The organism is Sandaracinaceae bacterium (genome assembly GCA_016706685.1).
In the GTDB taxonomy this organism is placed as follows: domain Bacteria; phylum Myxococcota_A; class Polyangia; order Polyangiales; family Houyiibacteriaceae; genus JADJJE01.
In genome coordinates, this window is record JADJJE010000041.1 from 1 (window position 1) to 15812 (window position 15812).

General features: G+C 69.1%; 13 protein-coding genes and 1 pseudogene. 6 read left to right on the forward strand and 8 right to left on the reverse strand.

Annotated features, from left to right (window positions below; translation table 11 throughout):
- Positions 1-91: 91 nt before the first annotated feature.
- The 3 genes from IPI43_29225 to IPI43_29235 all read right to left on the reverse strand — a co-directional run bounded on the left by IPI43_29225 (position 92) and on the right by IPI43_29235 (position 2623).
- Positions 92-412, reverse strand: a complete 321-nt coding sequence (locus IPI43_29225; protein MBK7778150.1) for an HU family DNA-binding protein — start codon at positions 410-412, stop codon at positions 92-94.
- 437 nt (positions 413-849) lie between these two features.
- On the reverse strand, positions 850-1176 hold the full coding sequence (gene ybeY / locus IPI43_29230; GenBank protein ID MBK7778151.1) for an rRNA maturation RNase YbeY: 327 nt from the start codon (positions 1174-1176) through the stop codon (positions 850-852).
- 109 nt (positions 1177-1285) lie between these two features.
- Positions 1286-2623 (reverse strand): hypothetical protein, encoded by a 1338-nt coding sequence (locus IPI43_29235; GenBank protein ID MBK7778152.1) that lies wholly within the window; start codon positions 2621-2623, stop codon positions 1286-1288.
- Between the two features lie 53 nt (positions 2624-2676).
- Between IPI43_29235 and IPI43_29240 the strand changes: the two genes are divergently transcribed.
- Together IPI43_29240 and IPI43_29245 are read left to right on the forward strand one after the other, a co-directional pair.
- Entirely contained in the window at positions 2677-3624 is a 948-nt protein-coding gene (locus IPI43_29240; GenBank protein ID MBK7778153.1) for a 1-acyl-sn-glycerol-3-phosphate acyltransferase, read from the forward strand.
- Positions 3621-4854, forward strand: a pseudogene (locus tag IPI43_29245) (SDR family oxidoreductase). The gene IPI43_29240 and the pseudogene IPI43_29245 overlap by 4 nt, the downstream one beginning before the upstream one ends.
- Positions 4855-4891: 37 nt before the next feature.
- On the opposite strand, the gene eno reads toward IPI43_29245, so the two are convergent.
- Both eno and IPI43_29255 read right to left on the reverse strand, forming a co-directional pair.
- The gene (gene eno / locus IPI43_29250; GenBank protein MBK7778154.1) at positions 4892-6175 is read right to left on the reverse strand and encodes a phosphopyruvate hydratase; all 1284 of its coding nucleotides are present in this window, start codon (positions 6173-6175) and stop codon (positions 4892-4894) included.
- A 119-nt stretch (positions 6176-6294) separates the two neighbouring features.
- Entirely contained in the window at positions 6295-7392 is a 1098-nt protein-coding gene (locus IPI43_29255) for an extensin family protein (GenBank protein ID MBK7778155.1), read from the reverse strand.
- A 132-nt stretch (positions 7393-7524) separates the two neighbouring features.
- On the opposite strand from IPI43_29255, the gene IPI43_29260 reads away from it, so the two are divergent.
- On the forward strand, positions 7525-8361 hold the full coding sequence (locus tag IPI43_29260; GenBank protein MBK7778156.1) for a prolipoprotein diacylglyceryl transferase: 837 nt from the start codon (positions 7525-7527) through the stop codon (positions 8359-8361).
- A gap of 84 nt (positions 8362-8445) precedes the next feature.
- On the opposite strand, the gene IPI43_29265 is transcribed toward IPI43_29260, so the two are convergent.
- A complete protein-coding gene (locus IPI43_29265) occupies positions 8446-11055 on the reverse strand; it encodes a CehA/McbA family metallohydrolase (protein MBK7778157.1) in 2610 nt (869 codons plus the stop codon).
- Positions 11056-11297: 242 nt separating this feature from the next.
- On the opposite strand from IPI43_29265, the gene ygiD reads away from it, so the two are divergent.
- A complete protein-coding gene (gene ygiD, locus IPI43_29270; GenBank protein MBK7778158.1) occupies positions 11298-12068 on the forward strand; it encodes a 4,5-DOPA dioxygenase extradiol in 771 nt (256 codons plus the stop codon).
- An 11-nt stretch (positions 12069-12079) separates the two neighbouring features.
- On the opposite strand, the gene IPI43_29275 is transcribed toward ygiD, so the two are convergent.
- Together IPI43_29275 and IPI43_29280 are read right to left on the reverse strand one after the other, a co-directional pair.
- Positions 12080-12949 carry a hypothetical protein gene (locus tag IPI43_29275; protein MBK7778159.1) on the reverse strand — a complete coding sequence of 290 codons (870 nt, stop codon included), beginning with the start codon at positions 12947-12949 and terminating at the stop codon, positions 12080-12082.
- Between the two features lie 61 nt (positions 12950-13010).
- A complete protein-coding gene (locus IPI43_29280) occupies positions 13011-14156 on the reverse strand; it encodes an acyl-CoA dehydrogenase family protein (GenBank protein MBK7778160.1) in 1146 nt (381 codons plus the stop codon).
- Between the two features lie 128 nt (positions 14157-14284).
- On the opposite strand from IPI43_29280, the gene IPI43_29285 reads away from it, so the two are divergent.
- The gene (locus IPI43_29285; GenBank protein MBK7778161.1) at positions 14285-15424 is read left to right on the forward strand and encodes a hypothetical protein; all 1140 of its coding nucleotides are present in this window, start codon (positions 14285-14287) and stop codon (positions 15422-15424) included.
- Positions 15425-15485: 61 nt separating this feature from the next.
- Positions 15486-15797 carry a DUF3817 domain-containing protein gene (locus tag IPI43_29290; protein MBK7778162.1) on the forward strand — a complete coding sequence of 104 codons (312 nt, stop codon included), beginning with the start codon at positions 15486-15488 and terminating at the stop codon, positions 15795-15797.
- Positions 15798-15812: the final 15 nt, after the last annotated feature.

Genomic DNA, 15812 nt, shown 5'->3' on the forward strand with positions numbered 1-15812 from the left:
TCAACGACCACGGTGAAGGCTGGTCTGGCTTTGGACAAAAAAAACGCCCCTTTGGGGGCGTCTCTTCTTTTCTTCAGGGGAGATCGACGGCTCAGCCGTTGACCAGGTCCTTGAGCTTCTTGAGCGGGGTCGCGCGGACCTTCTTGCTCGCGGGCTTCGCCTCGCGCTGCTTCTCTTCGCCGGTGAAGCGGTTGATGTAGGTGCCGGCCTTGGTGGCCTTGACCTTCTTCACCTTGAGCTTGAGGAGGTCCGGAATGACGAACTCCTCGGGAGAGCCACGCTTCGTGAGCTCGCGACGGATGAGTTCGCGGAGCTCGTCGAAGACGGCGGCGACATCCTTCTTGGTGAGGTTGGTCTTCTCGGCGAGCTCGCTGATGATCTGGGCCTTGGTGAGGCGCTTCGCTGTTGCCATGATTCCCTCCGGGAGTGGGAGTTGGGAGAGTCGAACCTGCGAATCGGTCTGTAAAACAGGCCGAAAGTGAACTTGGTCACAGGCAGGCGCATGGATGCCACCTTCGCAGAGCGGGGACAAGACTTTTCAGGTTCACGCGGAGGTTTTTTTTTGCGGCTCTCGCGCGCATCACATGACGAAGCCCGCATGCGACAAGCGTGCGCCGCGATGCCATGCGCGTTCGATGCTGAAACGAGCGGCTGAAGTCCGAGCGACCAGGGAACTACACACACGTCATCCACAGCACTTCACAAGGCTAAGGGAGCTGCCATCACCAAAAGGTGACATGAGCAAATAGCACAGTGATCACGGGCTTTTATCGCTGCATGTCGGGAAAACGTGACCGCTCGAGAGATCCCGAGAGCGCGGCCACACACCACTTATCCACAGCCTCTGACTCACGCCTTGCGGCGGATACACGAGGCTCGGAGCACGTCGACCATCGCGTTCATGCGGCGTTCTTCGTCATCGGTTTGATGGTCGTAGCCCAGCAGGTGCAGCAGCCCGTGCGCGAGCAGGATGGTCACTTCGGAGGCGATCGTCCGACCCCCTGCGATCGCTTGGCGGCGGGCGGTGTCCAAGCTGATCACGACATCACCGAGCAAATCAGGGTTCAGGCCACCGCCTTCGCCCTCGCGCATGGCGAACGCGAGCACGTCCGTGGGCTTGTCCTTGTGCCGGTAGTCGCGGTTGAGGGTGTGGATGGTGTCGTCGTCACACAGCAGCGCTCAACTCGGCCCAGGCAGCGCAGCGCGCGGCATCTGCTCCGCACGCCGCGCACGTCGGACGGACGCACCGGCCGACTGGTGAGGCCCGTGGTGGTGACGTGGACGCTCATGGCTCCATGTGCCGCGGAATGAAGGTGGTGTCGTACTGCCCTGCGCGGAACGACTCGTTGCCCAGCACCTGGCGCAGCTCGGCCATGTTGGTGGCGCCGGGACCCACCTGCGTGCCGGCCAGCACGCGGTCCAGCGTGAGCACGGCCTGATGCCGGATGGGCGCGTAGGTGGAGACCTTGGCCACCAAGCGGCCGTCGTCGAAGGCGCGCACGCCCTGCTCGTCCACGGTGCTCTCCACGCGCACACGGCGCGACGGATAAGGAGGGGAACGAAACGTGGTGGGCTCCTGCTCGGACGCCTGCGAGGCCACGAGCCAGGCGCTCACGGCGTGACCGCTGGGGCGCGGGTACAGGGCCTCGTCCGGCATGGCCTGACCGGCCGCCAGCTGCAGCTCGAGCGCCACCAGGTCCACGCCAGTGACCATCTCGCTGATGGCGTGCTGCTTGGGCAGGCCGATGCGCGCGCCGCTCATCCAGAAGTGGGTGTCGGCATCCAGCAGGAAGTCCACCGTCATGATGCCCACGTGGCCCACGCCCTCGAGCACGCGAATGGCAGCGTCGAAGAGGGCCTCGCGGATGGCCTCGCCGTCGCCGCGAAAGACGAGCTCGGGCGAGGGACACTCCTCGATGAAGCGCCGGCCCCCGTCGGACAGGCTGCGTTCCCGATCGCACAGCGCCACGCGCTCGCCGTGCTGATCGGCGGCGACCAGCACCTCGATGTGGCGCGGACGCTCCACCCAGCGCTGGGCGATCAAGCCGCCCACCCCCGCGCGCTCGCTCAAGCTGGCGAACGCCGCCGAAAGCTCGTCGGCGTCGTCCACGCGCACCACGCCGAGGCCGCCGCCCGCGAGCCGGGCCCGCAGCGCGATCGGATATCCAGCTTCGTAGGCGTAGGCGCCGAGATCGCCCACGTCGTCAATTGGGGCGCTGGAGGCCAGGCGGCGCACGCCATGCTCGTCGGCGATCGCCGCGAGAGCCACCCGGTCGCGCACGATCTCGAAGTGGACGAGCTTGCCCGGCACGCAGCGCTTGCCCTTCTCTTCGAGCGCGCGAGCCAGCTCGAGGTGGGAGCAGTGCGAGGCGTAGCCCGGGTAGATGGCGTCAGCGCCGATGGACTCCGCCAGCGCCACGATGTCGCTCACGGCAAGGCTCCCGTCGGGCTGCGCGGCGATCTCGTGCGCCCCCTCGCAGGCGTAGACGTGGACCGCGCTCGAGCCACCTCCGGGGACGCCCGGGGTGACGACGGTGTGAGCCGCGGCTCCGAGCTGACGGCACGTGCGCGCGATGCGCACGACCACCTCGCCACGGCGAGGGATGAGGACACGTTCGAACATCGGCGGAGCATACTCGCGGCACCCCACCCCCACCAGTTCGCGGTACTAGAGGGATGGCGAGTGGGCTGATAGGCTCCCGCCCGCAGGACCGAGCCGGGGCCAGTGGGGCGCGGCGTTCGGTCCATGAAGGCGATGCTCGCGTGTCATTTCTCCGAGACCCCCAGATCGAGCGCAACGTCAACCGGCTGCCCATCACGTTCGACAGCCACGGCGTGGACCGCTTCGGCGTGGACAAAGAGTGGCTCATCCGCGCCTACTCCCCGTTCGCGCACATGTACCGCAGCTACCTGAACGTCACCACGTTCGGCATGGAGCACGTGCCCAAGACGGGGCGCGGGCTGCTCATCGGCAACCACTCGGGTGGCATCGGCGCCGATGCGGCCATGACCATGACGTCGCTGCTCATGAACCACGACGCGCCACGCCTGGCGCACGGCATGGCGGAGTACTTCTTCAACACGTGGCCGTTCGCGTCGCAGCTGATGAACCGCACGGGGCACCTCACGGGCCTGCCCGAGCACGCCGAGATGCTGCTCGAGGCGGGCCGCATCGTGGTGGCCTTCCCCGAGGGCGCGCGCGGCACGGCCAAGCTCTATCGCGACAAATACAAGCTGGTGCGCTTCGGCACCGGCTTCGTCCGCCTGGCGCTCAAGATGAAGACCCCCATCTATCCCTTCGCCTTCATCGGCGGTGAAGAAGCGTTCCCCACGCTCTTCCACATCAAGGGGCTCAACAAGCTGATCGGCGCGCCCTACGTGCCGGTGGCCCCGCAGCTGGTCATCTGGCCGCTGCCGGTCAGCTGTCAGATCCACTTCGGTGCGCCTCTCCAGTTCGAGGGCGACGGCTCCGAGACCGACGAGGTCATCCAGGGCTACGTCGAGCGCGTCAAAGAATCCATTCACGGGCTCATCGAGACTGGCCTCGCTGCGCGCCCTGCGGCATTCACCCGCAAGCTCGTCCACAGCCCCTACGACCCCACCCGGCCCGATCTCAAGCGATGAACGACTCGACCAAGTCTCCCAAGCCCGGCAAGCCGAAGCCCACCACGAAGAAGCCCGTGGGCCGCGCCAAGCACGTGTCGGTGCCGCCCAGCGCGCCCACCGAGAGCGTCAGCGTGGCCATCCCCGCGGCAGCAGCTGCTCCGAAGGCGCCCTCGAAGGCTCCTGCAAAGCCGCGCGCCGCAAAGGCTCCGAGGACGCCGTCCGTTCCGCCGCCCAGCGCCGGGGCCGCGCCGGCAGATGGCCAGGCGCCCGCCGAGGCCGCCGCGAAGCGGGGTGCACGCCTCGCGAAGAACCAACCCGCCCAGGTCACCAAGCCACTCACCGTGTTGGTCACTGGCGTCAGCGGCACCCTCGCGCGTGGCGTGGCGCAGCGCTTGGTGGCCCGCGGTCACGTGGTGCACGGCATGGACCGGCGCCCCTGGCCCGACGCGCCCGACGGCATCGAGATGCACCAGGCGGACATCCGCAAGCGCCCTGCCGAAGACGTGTTCCGCACGGCGCGCCCCGACGTGCTGGTGCACATGGCCACCGTCACGCACTTCACCACCGGCTCCGACGAGCGCTACCGCATCAACCTGGGCGGCACGCGGCGCCTCTTCGAGCACTGCCACGAGTACGGCGTGAAGCAGGCGCTCTTCGTCGGGCGTCACACCGTCTATGGCGCCACCGCCGACTCCCCGCTCTATCACACCGAGGACGAGCCGCCGCTCGGGGGCGCGTCGTTCCGCGAGCTGGCCGATCTGGTGGCGGCCGACCTCTACGCCGGCAGCGCGCTCTGGCGCTGGCCCCAGCTGAGCACCGCCGTGCTGCGCCTCTGCTACTTCCTCGGGCCCAGCAAGCGCGGCACGCTCGCCAACTTCCTGGGCGACGACCGCGTGGCGCTGGTCATGGGCTTCGACCCCCTCTTCCAGTTCATGCACGAGTTTCGACGCCGAGGAGGCCATCATCCTCGCCATCGAAAAGAAGCTGCGTGGCGTCTACAACGTAGCGGGCCCGCCCCCCGTGCCGCTCAGCATCCTGTGCCGCGCCACCGGGCGCCGCGCCGTGCTGGTGCCCGAGCTGTTCTACGGGCGCATGCTGGGCCGCGTGGGTCTCAGCTTCCTGCCCGGCGACGCGGTGGCGCACATCAAGTACCCCATCGTGGTGAACTCCGAGCCCTTCAAGCAGGCCACCGGGTTCGAGCCCAAGTACGACAGCGCCCAGACCATGGAGGGCTTCCGCTGGAGCTAGCCGGCAACGGCTGACCCCAGCGGCGCCCGCTTCGCTCTCAGCGCCCGCGCGCGCCCACGATGGTGGAGCGGCCGGCGTAGATGGCGCCCTCGCCCAGCTGCTCTTCGATGCGCAGCAGCTGGTTGTACTTGGCGATGCGCTCCGAGCGCGAGGCGGAGCCGGTCTTGATCTGACCGGCGCCGGTGGCCACCGCGAGGTCCGCGATGAACGTGTCCTCGGTCTCGCCGCTGCGGTGCGAGATGATGCTGGAGTAGCCGTGCAGCGCGCCGAGGCGAATGGTGCTGAGCGTCTCGCTGATGGAGCCGATCTGGTTGACCTTGATGAGGATGGCGTTGGCCACGCCCTGGTCGATGCCGCGCTGCACGCGTTCCACGTTGGTCACGAAGAGGTCGTCGCCCACCAGCTGCGTGCTCTTGCCGAGGCGCTCGGTGAGGGCCTTCCAGCCGCTCCAGTCGTCCTCGTCCATGCCGTCCTCGATGGACAGGATGGGGTACTTCTCGCAGTACTGCGCGTAGATCTCCACCAGCTTGCCGGCGTCCACCTGCGTGCCGTCGAACGTGTAGACGCCCTTGTCGTGGAACTCGCTGGCCGCGCAGTCGAGCGCGATGGCGATCTGCTCGCCCAAGCGGTAGCCGGCCTTCTCGATGGCCTTGGCCACGAACGCGAGGGCCTCCTCGTTGGTCTTGAGGCGCGGCGCGAAGCCCCCCTCGTCGCCCACGCTGGTGGCCTCGCCGGCGTCGCTCAGCAGCTTCTTCAGCGTGTGGAAGGTCTCGGCGCCCGCGCGCAGCGCCTCGCCGAAGCTGTCGAAGCCCACGGGGTAGATCATGAACTCCTGGATCTCGAGCCCGTTGTCCGCGTGCGCGCCGCCGTTGATGATGTTCATCATGGGGGCGGGCAGCACGCGCGCCTGCGCGCCGCCGAGGTAACGCCACAGCGGCAGGCCCAGCGCCTCGGACGCCGCGCGCGCGGTGGCCATGGACACGCCCAGGATGGCGTTGGCGCCCAGCTTGCTCTTGGTGGGCGTGCCGTCCAGCTCGAGCAGCGCCTGGTCCACGGACGTCTGGTCGAGCGCGTCCATGCCGATGATCTCGGGGCCCAGCTCGGTGATGACGTTGTCGACGGCCTTCAGCACGCCCTTGCCGAAGTAGCGGCTCTTGTCGCCGTCGCGCAGCTCGAGGGCCTCGTGCTCACCCGTGGACGCGCCGGAGGGAACGGCCGCGCGGCCCATGGAGCCATCCGCCAGGCCGACCTCCACCTCGAGCGTGGGGTTGCCCCGCGAGTCCAGGATCTCTCGGGCGTTTACAAAGGCGATCTCGGTCATGTCTCGGTCCTCGAGGTGAACGTTTCGGGTCGGTTTCCGCCGCAGCGGGACGCTCGAATACCACCGCGCCCCGGGCTGTCAACGTCCAGCCCCTTCCGGCCGCGCAGTGCGACACCCACTCAGTGCACGTGCTCGCCGCCCACCGGATCGATGCCGGGCAGCAGCTGCTCGCCGTGGCGGTCCTTGATGAACGAGCCCCCCGTGTCCACGTGGAAATGGTTGCGGTGCGCCGCGTTGTAGTTGGGCGTGAGGATCGTCTGGAAGGCGCCCTGGTTCCACATGGCACACCCGATGGTGTGCAGCGCCGTGTCCGCTGCGCCGGTGGGCGCCCCCGGGCAGGTGGCCCCCGTGGTGATCAGCCAGTCGTCCAGCAGCGTGTACTCCGTGTCCGAGGCCGCGAGCCCAAAGCCATACAAGTCGATGGCGCGGCCGAACGAGTGCTTGCTGAGCACGCACTCGGGGTCGTTCAGGGGGATGCCCCCGATGCAGCGGTAGTTGTAGATGCCGATGTGGATGACCTCGTCCATGCCCAGCGGCTTGATGATCGCCGTGAGCTGATGTAGGCGGGGCCCGAGCGTGCAGTCCATGATCATCGCGGTGGGCGCGGCGTTGTCTACGTAGCGGAAGGACACCCCGTTGATGATGGGCTCGACGCGCACCGGGTCGTCGATGCCCGTGCGGGGGGTGGTGACGGCCCAGTCGAAGCCCAGCACGTCCAGCATGGCGTGGCAGGAGGCATCCGTGGTCGGCGTGACGTCCACGGTCACCTCGTCGCGCGCCACCTCGAGGCCGTCGGCGTCGAGCCCCACCGCCACCAGCGTGCGCGCTCCGGGTGTGGTGAACACCGCGTCGAAGTGGTGCGGCGCCGTATCGCTCCCACCGGCAAAGACCGCCCCCACGAAGAACTCCACGCGGGCGACGCCCACCGTGGTGACATCCAGCGGGATGATGGCCGCCCAGTCGTGCCCGTCCACGTCGTCCATCGGGTGGGGGCTGCTGACCGGCGCAATGGTCAGCGAGGGCTCGAGCGGGCCGGCATCCGGTACGTCGCCGAGGTCCACACCGTCGCCCATGTCACTGGGCGGCATGCCCGCGTCGCTCGGAGACCGCACGCCCACGCTCCCTGCTGGCCCGGGGTCGTGGTTCAGCGCGGTCGCAGGCTCTGCACACGCGGGCAGCCCGCAGGCCAGCAGCCCCACGAGCATGCTCCGCCGCACGGACGCACGCCAAAACCAAGACCGACTCGTCCGCAGAACCACGGGGTCAAGATGCACCCTGGGTGGCCGGCGCGGCAAGCCCGGCGACGCGATGGAGTTGGGCCACCGCCCGCGTGCTGCTACCGTCCGCCCGTGATCCCCTGGTTCAAGGCCGCGCACTTCTTCTTCCCCATGCCCGTTCCGCTGCCCTGGCTGCCGGACGGAATCCCCATGCACCCCTTCGCGCTGCTGGTCATGACCGGCGCGCTGGCGTCGGTGCGCGCGGCCGACTGGTATGCCCGCAAGAACCGGCTGAGCACCGCGGTGGTGGGTGACCTCACCATCCACATGCTGTTCTTCGGGTTCATCGGGGCGGCCGTGTTCAACACGCTGTTCTACTTCCCGGAGCGCATCACCCAGGTGCTCGAGCACCCGCGCATGGCGCCGCGCCTGTTCAGCGGCATCTCGTCCTACGGCGGCTTCCTGGGCGGCGTGCTGGGTGCGTTCTTCTGGCGCTGGCGCCGCAAGCTGCCGCTGCTGGAGCTGGGCGACGCCACGGCCTTCGCGGCGCCGTTCGGCTGGCTGTTCGGGCGCATGGGCTGCGCCGTCACGCACGACCACCCGGGCGGCATCACCAACTTCTTCCTGGGCATCCGCGGCTGGGACGGCACGCCCTACACGCGCCACGACCTGGGCCTGTACGAGGTGTTCTGGAGCGCGGGCGTGATGGCGCTCTTGCTGGTGCTGGTGCAGCGCAAGCGCACGCCGGGCTTCTATGTGGCCTTGGTGCCCACCCTGTACGCGCCGTACCGCTTCCTGCTCGACTTCCTGCGCATCGACGCGGCCCTCGTTGGCGGAGACGCGCGTTACGCCGGGCTGACCCCCGCGCAGTACGCCGCCGTGGGCACCATGATCATGGCGCTCATGGTGCTGCGCCACTCGCTCACGGAGAAGCCCGCCGAGCTGCCCCCGTTCGCGCGCACCCCGTAGCACCGCCAGGCCGAGGGACGGAAAAGCAAGAGGCTCCGCAGCGCCGGGGGTGGTGCTGCGGAGCCTGCTCGGGCGGACCGGACTTCAGCGCTGGAAGTAGATGGCGTTGGTCACGCCGAACGGCGCGCGGCCCGGGTGCACCGGCTCGAGGGTGCTGGTCTCCACGCCGTCCACGTCCAGGTCGCCCCGCGCGTGGAAGATGACGTAGCTGGCGCCGGCGGGGATGTTGACCGCCACGTCCATGTCCAGGCGCAGCGCGTTACCGGTGTCGGGCACCGCGATGGTGCCCTCGAGCATGCCGTTCACGTAGACCTCGAGGGTGGTGACGGTGATCCAGGTGGGGGCCTGCACGGTGACGCGGATGTTCTCCGTGGCCGCGGCACCCATGCGCTCCTCGCCCGGGCCCTCCCCCGTGGCGGTCTCGGCCGTGAGGAACACGCCGCCGCTGATGACGGCGCGGCCGGCGGCCACCAGGTCGCGCAGGTCGTTGTCGTCCAGGTTGGTGCGGAAGTCGGCCGGCGTGTCCGTGCCCGCGATGATGCAGGTGCGCGGGTAGCCCACGGCGCTGCCGTCCATGACGTTGTGGCTGTCGGACGAACCGGTGACGGCCACGCGCTTGCCGCGCGACATGAAGCTGAACCAGTCCCCCACGGTGGCGTCGAAGTTCTCGGTGAACGACGACTCGTTGAAGACCTCCACGATGCTGAACGCGTCCTCGTCCCACAGCTCGGTGTTGGAGGCCACGCCCGTGTCGCGGTCGTACCCGGACGCGGTGAAGTAGGCACCCGGAACGCCCAGGCTGCGCGGGTGGAAGATGATCAGCGCCGGGTCGGTGGGGATGGCGTCGATCTCGGCGAACATCTCGGGCGGCAGGCGCAGACGCGCGAGGCCCGTGGTCTCGTTCTCCTGAGTGAGGTCGCGCCACTGCACCGCGCCCCCGTTGGGGCGAGCGGGGTCCGCCTGCAGCGGGAAGACGCCGAAGTGGCCGTAGTCGAAGGTGGTGTACTCCAGCGCGCTCACGCCGTACGCCCAGTCGTCCATGCCCAGCCGGCTGATGTTGGGCTCGAACGCCGCCACGAACTCGTGATCGGTGCGCACCGGGATCTCGACGCCGTCGCCGAGCGCATAGCGGATCTTGTCGTCGCCGGGGTCGCCTGCGTCCGGCGAGCGGTCCGTGTGGATGTGGAAGTCACCGCACACGGTGTCCGTGGTGTCCACGCTGCGCACGAGCGATGGCGTCAGCTCCACGGTCCCCCCACCCGCCACCACGACGGCGGCGTCGTCGAAGATCTCGTACTCGTAGCCGCGCGAGACGACCACGCGGTAGGTGCCGGCGGCCACGCCCATGGTGACGTCTCCGTCGAGCGGGAACTCCACGTGTTCGCGGTCGCCGAGCGGCATGCGCGGCTCGCCGAAGGCCTCGAACGGCACCTCGGCCGTGCCCGGGCGCGTGACGGTGCCCTCGTTGATGACCTGCACACGCACGGGCGCAGGCGCCGCCGTGGCGCCCATGGACTCCACGGTGGTGGCTGCCACGTGGATGAAGCCGGCCGCCGGCAGCGTGATGTCGCCGGCCGTGGTGGTGCCGGCCGCCACGTTGACCACGGGGGGCACGCCATCGCCGCGGCGGTAGGCGTGCAGCTGAACGGCCGCGTCCGTGGGTGCGTGCAGCGTGAAGCTGCCGGTCGCGTCCGTGAAGACGCGCGTGAGGTAGTTCTCACCCGCGCCGTCGAGCGCATGCACGCGCACGCCGGCCGCCGGCGCACCGTCCGACTCGAGGACGCGACCCGTGATGGCACGGGTGCTCAGGCCCTCGTTGCGCGAGTACGCCTCACGCACACCGTCGAGGCCCGTGCCGCCCACGTGCAGGCGCGCCATGTGAACGCGGGTGGTGCTGTCTGCGGGAAGCTCCAGCTGCGTCGTGGTGAGCACGTTGACGCCGGAGATCTCGAAGATGCTGGAGATGGACCCGCCGGGGACGCTGAGGGCGTAGCTGGTGGCGTCATCGTCGACGTAGGCCAGGAAGTCGTTCTCCGTGCCCGGCACGCTGAAGCCATGGTTCGGCGCGTAGAGCGGCATGCGCTTGGTCTGCATCGCCAGGATGCCCGCCTTCACGAAGTCCAGCAGCGTGTCGGTGGGGTTGGTGATGTCGAAGAACACGTCCACGTGCTCGGCCCCCGGCTGCAGCTCGTAGTCGATGCCGACCGTGAGCGCGGAGTAGTTGGTGGGGAACAGCGTGCGACCGACGCTGTCGATGAAGGGGATGGGGCGCATCACGCCCTCGACACGCACGATGGCGGGGCCGCCGCTGCGGCCGGAGCGCCGGACCTCCACGGTGTCGGCCTTCACGGTGAAGCGGCCGAGGGTGACCATGAACTCGTTCAGGTTGGCCGGGCGCACGATGGCCGCGTCCTCGAGCGCGGCGATGCCGACGACCCCGCCTCCCCAGGGGTTGTAGAGGTCCGACTCACCGACGTCCTCGATGACCACGACGATGTGCTCGTTGGTCAGCGCGAAGTCACCCGCCGCCATGACGGAAAGGCCTGCAGGATCCGGCGGCAGGTCTTCTTGAGTCAGGATGCCTGCGTAGGCTCGCCCGGCAGGGACCGCCAGCGGGTCCACGGCGCCGTCGCCGCCTCCGCAGGCGGGCAGCAGCCCCCCCATGCACGAACACAACATTACCGCCCGAGCCATGAATCGATTCATGTCCGAAAGGTAACAGCAACAATCCGGTCACGAAAGTGTGGCGAGCGCGAGGCGTGCGCGTGAACGAACGCATCGTAAGCTCGGGGCATTCCATGGCCGGTCGGCGCGCGTTTCTGACATCCTTGGCCGCAGGCACCGCGGCGCTCTTGCCGCTGGGCTGCACCGCTCGCCGCGAGCCCCCCGTGAGTGACGATCCGGAGACGAACATGCCCGAACGAAGCGATCGCCCCATGCCCGTGGTCTTCGTGGGCCACGGCTCGCCCATGAACGTGGTGGAGGACAACCGCTGGAGCCGGGGCTTCCGGGAGCTCGGCACCCTACTCCCCCGCCCGCGCGCCATTCTGGCCATCTCGGCGCACTGGTTCGTGGACGGCACCTACCTCACCGACAACACCCAGCCCCGCACCATCTACGACTTCTCGGGCTTCCCCCAGGCGCTCTACGAGGTGGAGTACCGCGCCCCGGGCAGCGTGGACCTGGCCACCCGCGTGCGCGGCATGATCGGCGACCAGCGCGCGCAGCTGCGCAGCGACTGGGGGCTGGACCACGGCACCTGGAGCGTCTTGCACTGGATGTATCCCGCGGCCGACATCCCCGTGGTGCAGCTCAGCATGGACCGGCGCCTGCCCGCGCGGGGCCACTACACGCTAGGCCGCTCGCTCGCCGCGCTGCGCCACGAGGGCGTGCTCATCCTGGCCAGCGGCAACGTGGTGCACAACCTGCGCGACGCCTTCCAGCGCATGCAGAGCGGCAACACCGAGACACCGCCGTGGGCCGCCCGCTTCGATCAGACCGTGGCGCAGGCGCTCACCCAGCGCGACACGGAGGCGCTGCTGGGGCTGTGGCCCAGCGAAGACGGCGCGCTGGCGCACCCGTCACCCGACCACTGGTGGCCCCTGCTGTACGCCTACGGGGCCACCGAAGGGACCGACACCACGCGCTTCCCCCTCGAGGGCTTCGACCTGGGCTCGCTGTCGATGCGCAACGTGATCATCGGCTGACGCCGGGGGCTTCACGGCTCCGAGCGGAAGATGACCAGCCCAATGTCTTCGCCCAGCTGCGGCATGGGCACCACGCCATAGCCGTAGTTGCGGCCGAAGAGCGTGATCATGCCGGTGTAGCCATTGGCCTTCTCCGCCAGGGCCGCCGTGCGCGTGGCGTGGTTGGGCACCAGCAGGTCGAGGTCGGGCGGCGTGCCGCGGTGGTGGATGTGCTCGCCCTCGTAGACGTAGGCCCAGATGGCCACGCCGCGCTCCACATCGGCCGCGTGGTTGCCGCGCAGCTGACGGGTCACGCGCTGCGCGATGCTCCAGAGCGGCATGGCGGCGGCCACCACACCCACGGTGCGCCCCTCGTGACGGGCGGGCGCGGCGAAGAGCACGCTCACGCTGCGGGCGTCGCCCTCCTCGGCCACGAACTCGGCCAGACCCCGGCCACGGGCGCCGGTCGCCAGCGCGGCGGCCACCACGGGATAGCGCTCGCCGAAGTTCTGACCGCGCAGGCTGTCGGGCTCGGCGTCGCGAGCGATGACGGTGCCGTCGGTTCCGACGCCCACCAAGAACGTGATGGGCGAGGGCACGAACTCGGGGATGGCTCGCGGCGGCCGGCGCGCCCCGTGGAGCGCCTGGCGCAGGCGCCGCTCGCGCGTCTCGGCGTCTTCCAGCACGAACACCGAGGCGTACTGCTCGCCGGCGGTGCGCACGCCCACGCTGGCACGCGCGAGGTCCTCGCGGATCCACGAGATGGCGTCGGGCAGGTGCTGCTCGCGGATGACGCGGCGCTCTTCGGCGGCGTCGTTCGCGCTGCACCCCGACAGGATGGCCACCACGGCGGTGAGCAGAGCGAGGACCGGGCGAGCGGACTTGGGAGAGAGGCGTTCCATGCCCCTACCGTGCGCCCCCGCCACGCCGCGCGTCAACCACGCGAAGCGGCGTTGACCTGGGTCAAAGGCCCAGCTGCTTCGCGATGATGACCTTCATGATCTCGCTGGTGCCCGCGTAGATGCGCTGCACGCGCGCGTCCATGTAGGCCCGCGCGATGGGGTACTCCAGCATGTAGCCGTAGCCGCCGAAGAGCTGCAGGCACTCGTCCACCACGCGCCCCAGCATCTCGGTGTGCCAGAGCTTCGCCATGGAGCACTCCTTCACCAGGTACTCGCCCTTGGTGTGCGCAGCGGCGAGGCGGTCGAGGAACACCCGCCCGATCTCCACCTCGGTCGCGCACTCGGCCAGCTTGAACTGCGTGTTCTGGAACTTGCTGAGCGACTTGCCGAACGCCTTGCGCTCGTTGGTGTACGTGATGGTGTCCTTGAGCGACTGTGCCGCGCAGGCCTGCGCCGCCACGGCCACCGCCAGGCGCTCCTGCTGCAGCTTCTTCATCAGCATGATGAAGCCAGCGCCCGGCGCGCCCAGCAGGTTGGCGGCCGGCACGCGGCAGTCCTCGAAGGCCAGCTCGCTGGTGTCCTGCGAGTCCATGCCCATCTTCTCGAGCTTCTTGCCCTTGGTGAACCCAGGCGTGCCCGCCTCCACCACGAAGAGCGACAGGCTGCGGTGCGGGTCGTCCCCCGGCTCGCCCGTGCGGCAGGCCAGCACCACCAGGTCGCACAGCTGCCCGTTGGAGATGAACGTCTTGGCGCCATTGATCACATAGTGATCGCCGTCCTTGCGCGCCGTCGTCTGGATGCCCGCGAGGTCGCTGCCCGTGCCCGGCTCGGTCATGCCCACCGCGGTGATCAGCTCCCCGCTGGCGCAGCCTGGCAGCCACTTCTGCTTCTGCTCCGCGTTCCCGAACTCGTGGATGTAGGGCACCACGATGTCCGAGTGCAGGCTCATGGCGAAGCCGCTCTCGTATGCGTTGGCGAGCTCCTCCATGATCACCACCGAGTGCAGGAAGTCGCCGCCCGCGCCGCCGTGCTCCTCTTCCATCCACGGGCAGAGGAAGCCCGCCTCACCGGCCTTGCGCCACACCTCGCGCGACACCATCCCGTCTTCGCGCCACTTGGCCTGATGCGGGACCACCTCGCGGTCGACGAACGACTTGAAGGCGTTGCGGAAGAGGTCGTGCTCTTGGGAGAAGATGTCGCGCTTCATCAGGATCCTCGCGCGGGCTGCACGGGAAGCAGTAGACCGCTGGTGAATGAATCGCCATTCAGTACCAGGAGGCGGCGAGGCTGGCAACCTATCGCTCACCCCAGCGCGGCCTGTGCGACCCTCTGCGCATGTCTCTCGAGGCGCGCCTGACCGTCCTATCGGGTCTCGTCGTGCTCTTCGCGTGCGACCGGGGTGGCTCCAGCCCTCCGCCGCTCGAGGCGGTCGTCGAGGTCGCGCTCGGAGGATTTCACAGCTGTGCGCGGACCCACGACGGGAGCGTGTTCTGCTGGGGAATGAACCATCGAGGTCAGGCGGGTCGGCCCCCGCTCGACGCCACACAACCGAGGCCCGCACGGGTTCACGGCCTCGCGGGGGTTCAACAGCTCGGCCTCGGGGACGCTCACAGCTGCGCGCTCCGCACGGACGGCGCAGTCCTGTGCTGGGGAGACAACGAGAGTGGACAGCTGGGGGACGGCACGACCGTGAGCCGCGAGCAGCCGAGGGCCGTTCCGGGCCTGACCGGCGTGGTGGAGCTGAGCCTCGGGAGCGGGAAGACCTGTGTGCGGACGGCCGACGCCAACGTTCTCTGCTTCGGACAGGCCCACGGAGGAGGCCGCGCGCACAGCACGGCTCCCGTGGCGATGCCCGCGCTTGCGGGGGCGGCTCAGCTCGCCGTCGGGATGACGCACTCCTGCGCCAGGATGGGCGACGGCACGGTGCGTTGCTGGGGCAGCAATTTTCGCGGTCAACTTGGCGACGGAACCACCGTGGATCACCTGGAACCCATGCCCGTCCCCGGGCTCACCGGGGTCGAGCAGGTCGCCGTGGGCGCGTTCTCGAGCTGTGCGCGCATGCTCGACGAAACCGTGCGGTGCTGGGGATACAACGGCCTCGGCGCTCTCGGCCTCGACCCTTCGCAGGAGGTGGTGGCCACCCCGACGCAGGTCCCGTCCCTCGCGAACGTGGCGCACGTCGCCATGGGCGAGTTTCACCGCTGCGTCCGGCGCACGGACGGATTGGTTCTTTGCTGGGGCGGTCGCTACTGGTCGCAGATCGGCGACGGCGTCGGGGGAGGCGACGCGGAAGCACTGGCACCCCAGCCCGTGCTTTTGCGCACGCTGCCCCCCGTGGAGCAGCTCGCCGTGGGTCAGCGCCACTCGTGCGGATTGCTCCCGGGCGGCGCGCTCCGCTGCTGGGGATACAACGTGGGCGGAGGTCTCGGCGACGGTACACGCGAGGATCGCGCGACACCGGTCGCCGTGCGCTGAAGGAGGCCTCGCAGGAAGGCCAACTGGTTGACACCATCGACGCTGCCTCTAAGACAGTCGGATGGCCGACACCGTCATTCACCGCAGCGTTGCGAACCTCCGGCTGATCGGCATCGCGGAGGGCATCTCGTTCCTCCTGCTGCTGGGCGTGGGCATGCCGCTCAAGTACTACGCCGGAATCCCCATGGCGGTGCGCGTGATGGGCAGCCTGCACGGGTTGCTGTTCGTGCTGTTCCTGATCGCGCTCTCGTATGCCGGCAGCAAGCGCGACTGGGCGCCGCAGACGTCGTTGTCGTTCTTGGTCGCGTCGGTGCTGCCCTTTGGGTTCTTGATGGTGGACGGCCGGCTCAAGCGCGAGATGATCGCTCCGTAGCCCCGCCCGCGGGGG

What these genes read in the sequence shown, in the direction of transcription:
- IPI43_29225 (MBK7778150.1), bottom strand. Translation starts at nt 412, where the DNA reads ATGGCAACAGCGAAGCGCCTCACCAAGGCCCAGATCATCAGCGAGCTC.
- IPI43_29235 (MBK7778152.1), bottom strand. Translation starts at nt 2,623, where the DNA reads ATGTTCGAACGTGTCCTCATCCCTCGCCGTGGCGAGGTGGTCGTGCGC.
- IPI43_29240 (MBK7778153.1), top strand. Translation starts at nt 2,677, where the DNA reads ATGGCGAGTGGGCTGATAGGCTCCCGCCCGCAGGACCGAGCCGGGGCC.
- eno (MBK7778154.1), bottom strand. Translation starts at nt 6,175, where the DNA reads ATGACCGAGATCGCCTTTGTAAACGCCCGAGAGATCCTGGACTCGCGG.
- IPI43_29265 (MBK7778157.1), bottom strand. Translation starts at nt 11,055, where the DNA reads ATGGCTCGGGCGGTAATGTTGTGTTCGTGCATGGGGGGGCTGCTGCCC.
- ygiD (MBK7778158.1), top strand. Translation starts at nt 11,298, where the DNA reads ATGCCCGTGGTCTTCGTGGGCCACGGCTCGCCCATGAACGTGGTGGAG.
- IPI43_29275 (MBK7778159.1), bottom strand. Translation starts at nt 12,949, where the DNA reads ATGGAACGCCTCTCTCCCAAGTCCGCTCGCCCGGTCCTCGCTCTGCTC.
- IPI43_29280 (MBK7778160.1), bottom strand. Translation starts at nt 14,156, where the DNA reads ATGAAGCGCGACATCTTCTCCCAAGAGCACGACCTCTTCCGCAACGCC.
- IPI43_29285 (MBK7778161.1), top strand. Translation starts at nt 14,285, where the DNA reads ATGTCTCTCGAGGCGCGCCTGACCGTCCTATCGGGTCTCGTCGTGCTC.
- IPI43_29290 (MBK7778162.1), top strand. Translation starts at nt 15,486, where the DNA reads ATGGCCGACACCGTCATTCACCGCAGCGTTGCGAACCTCCGGCTGATC.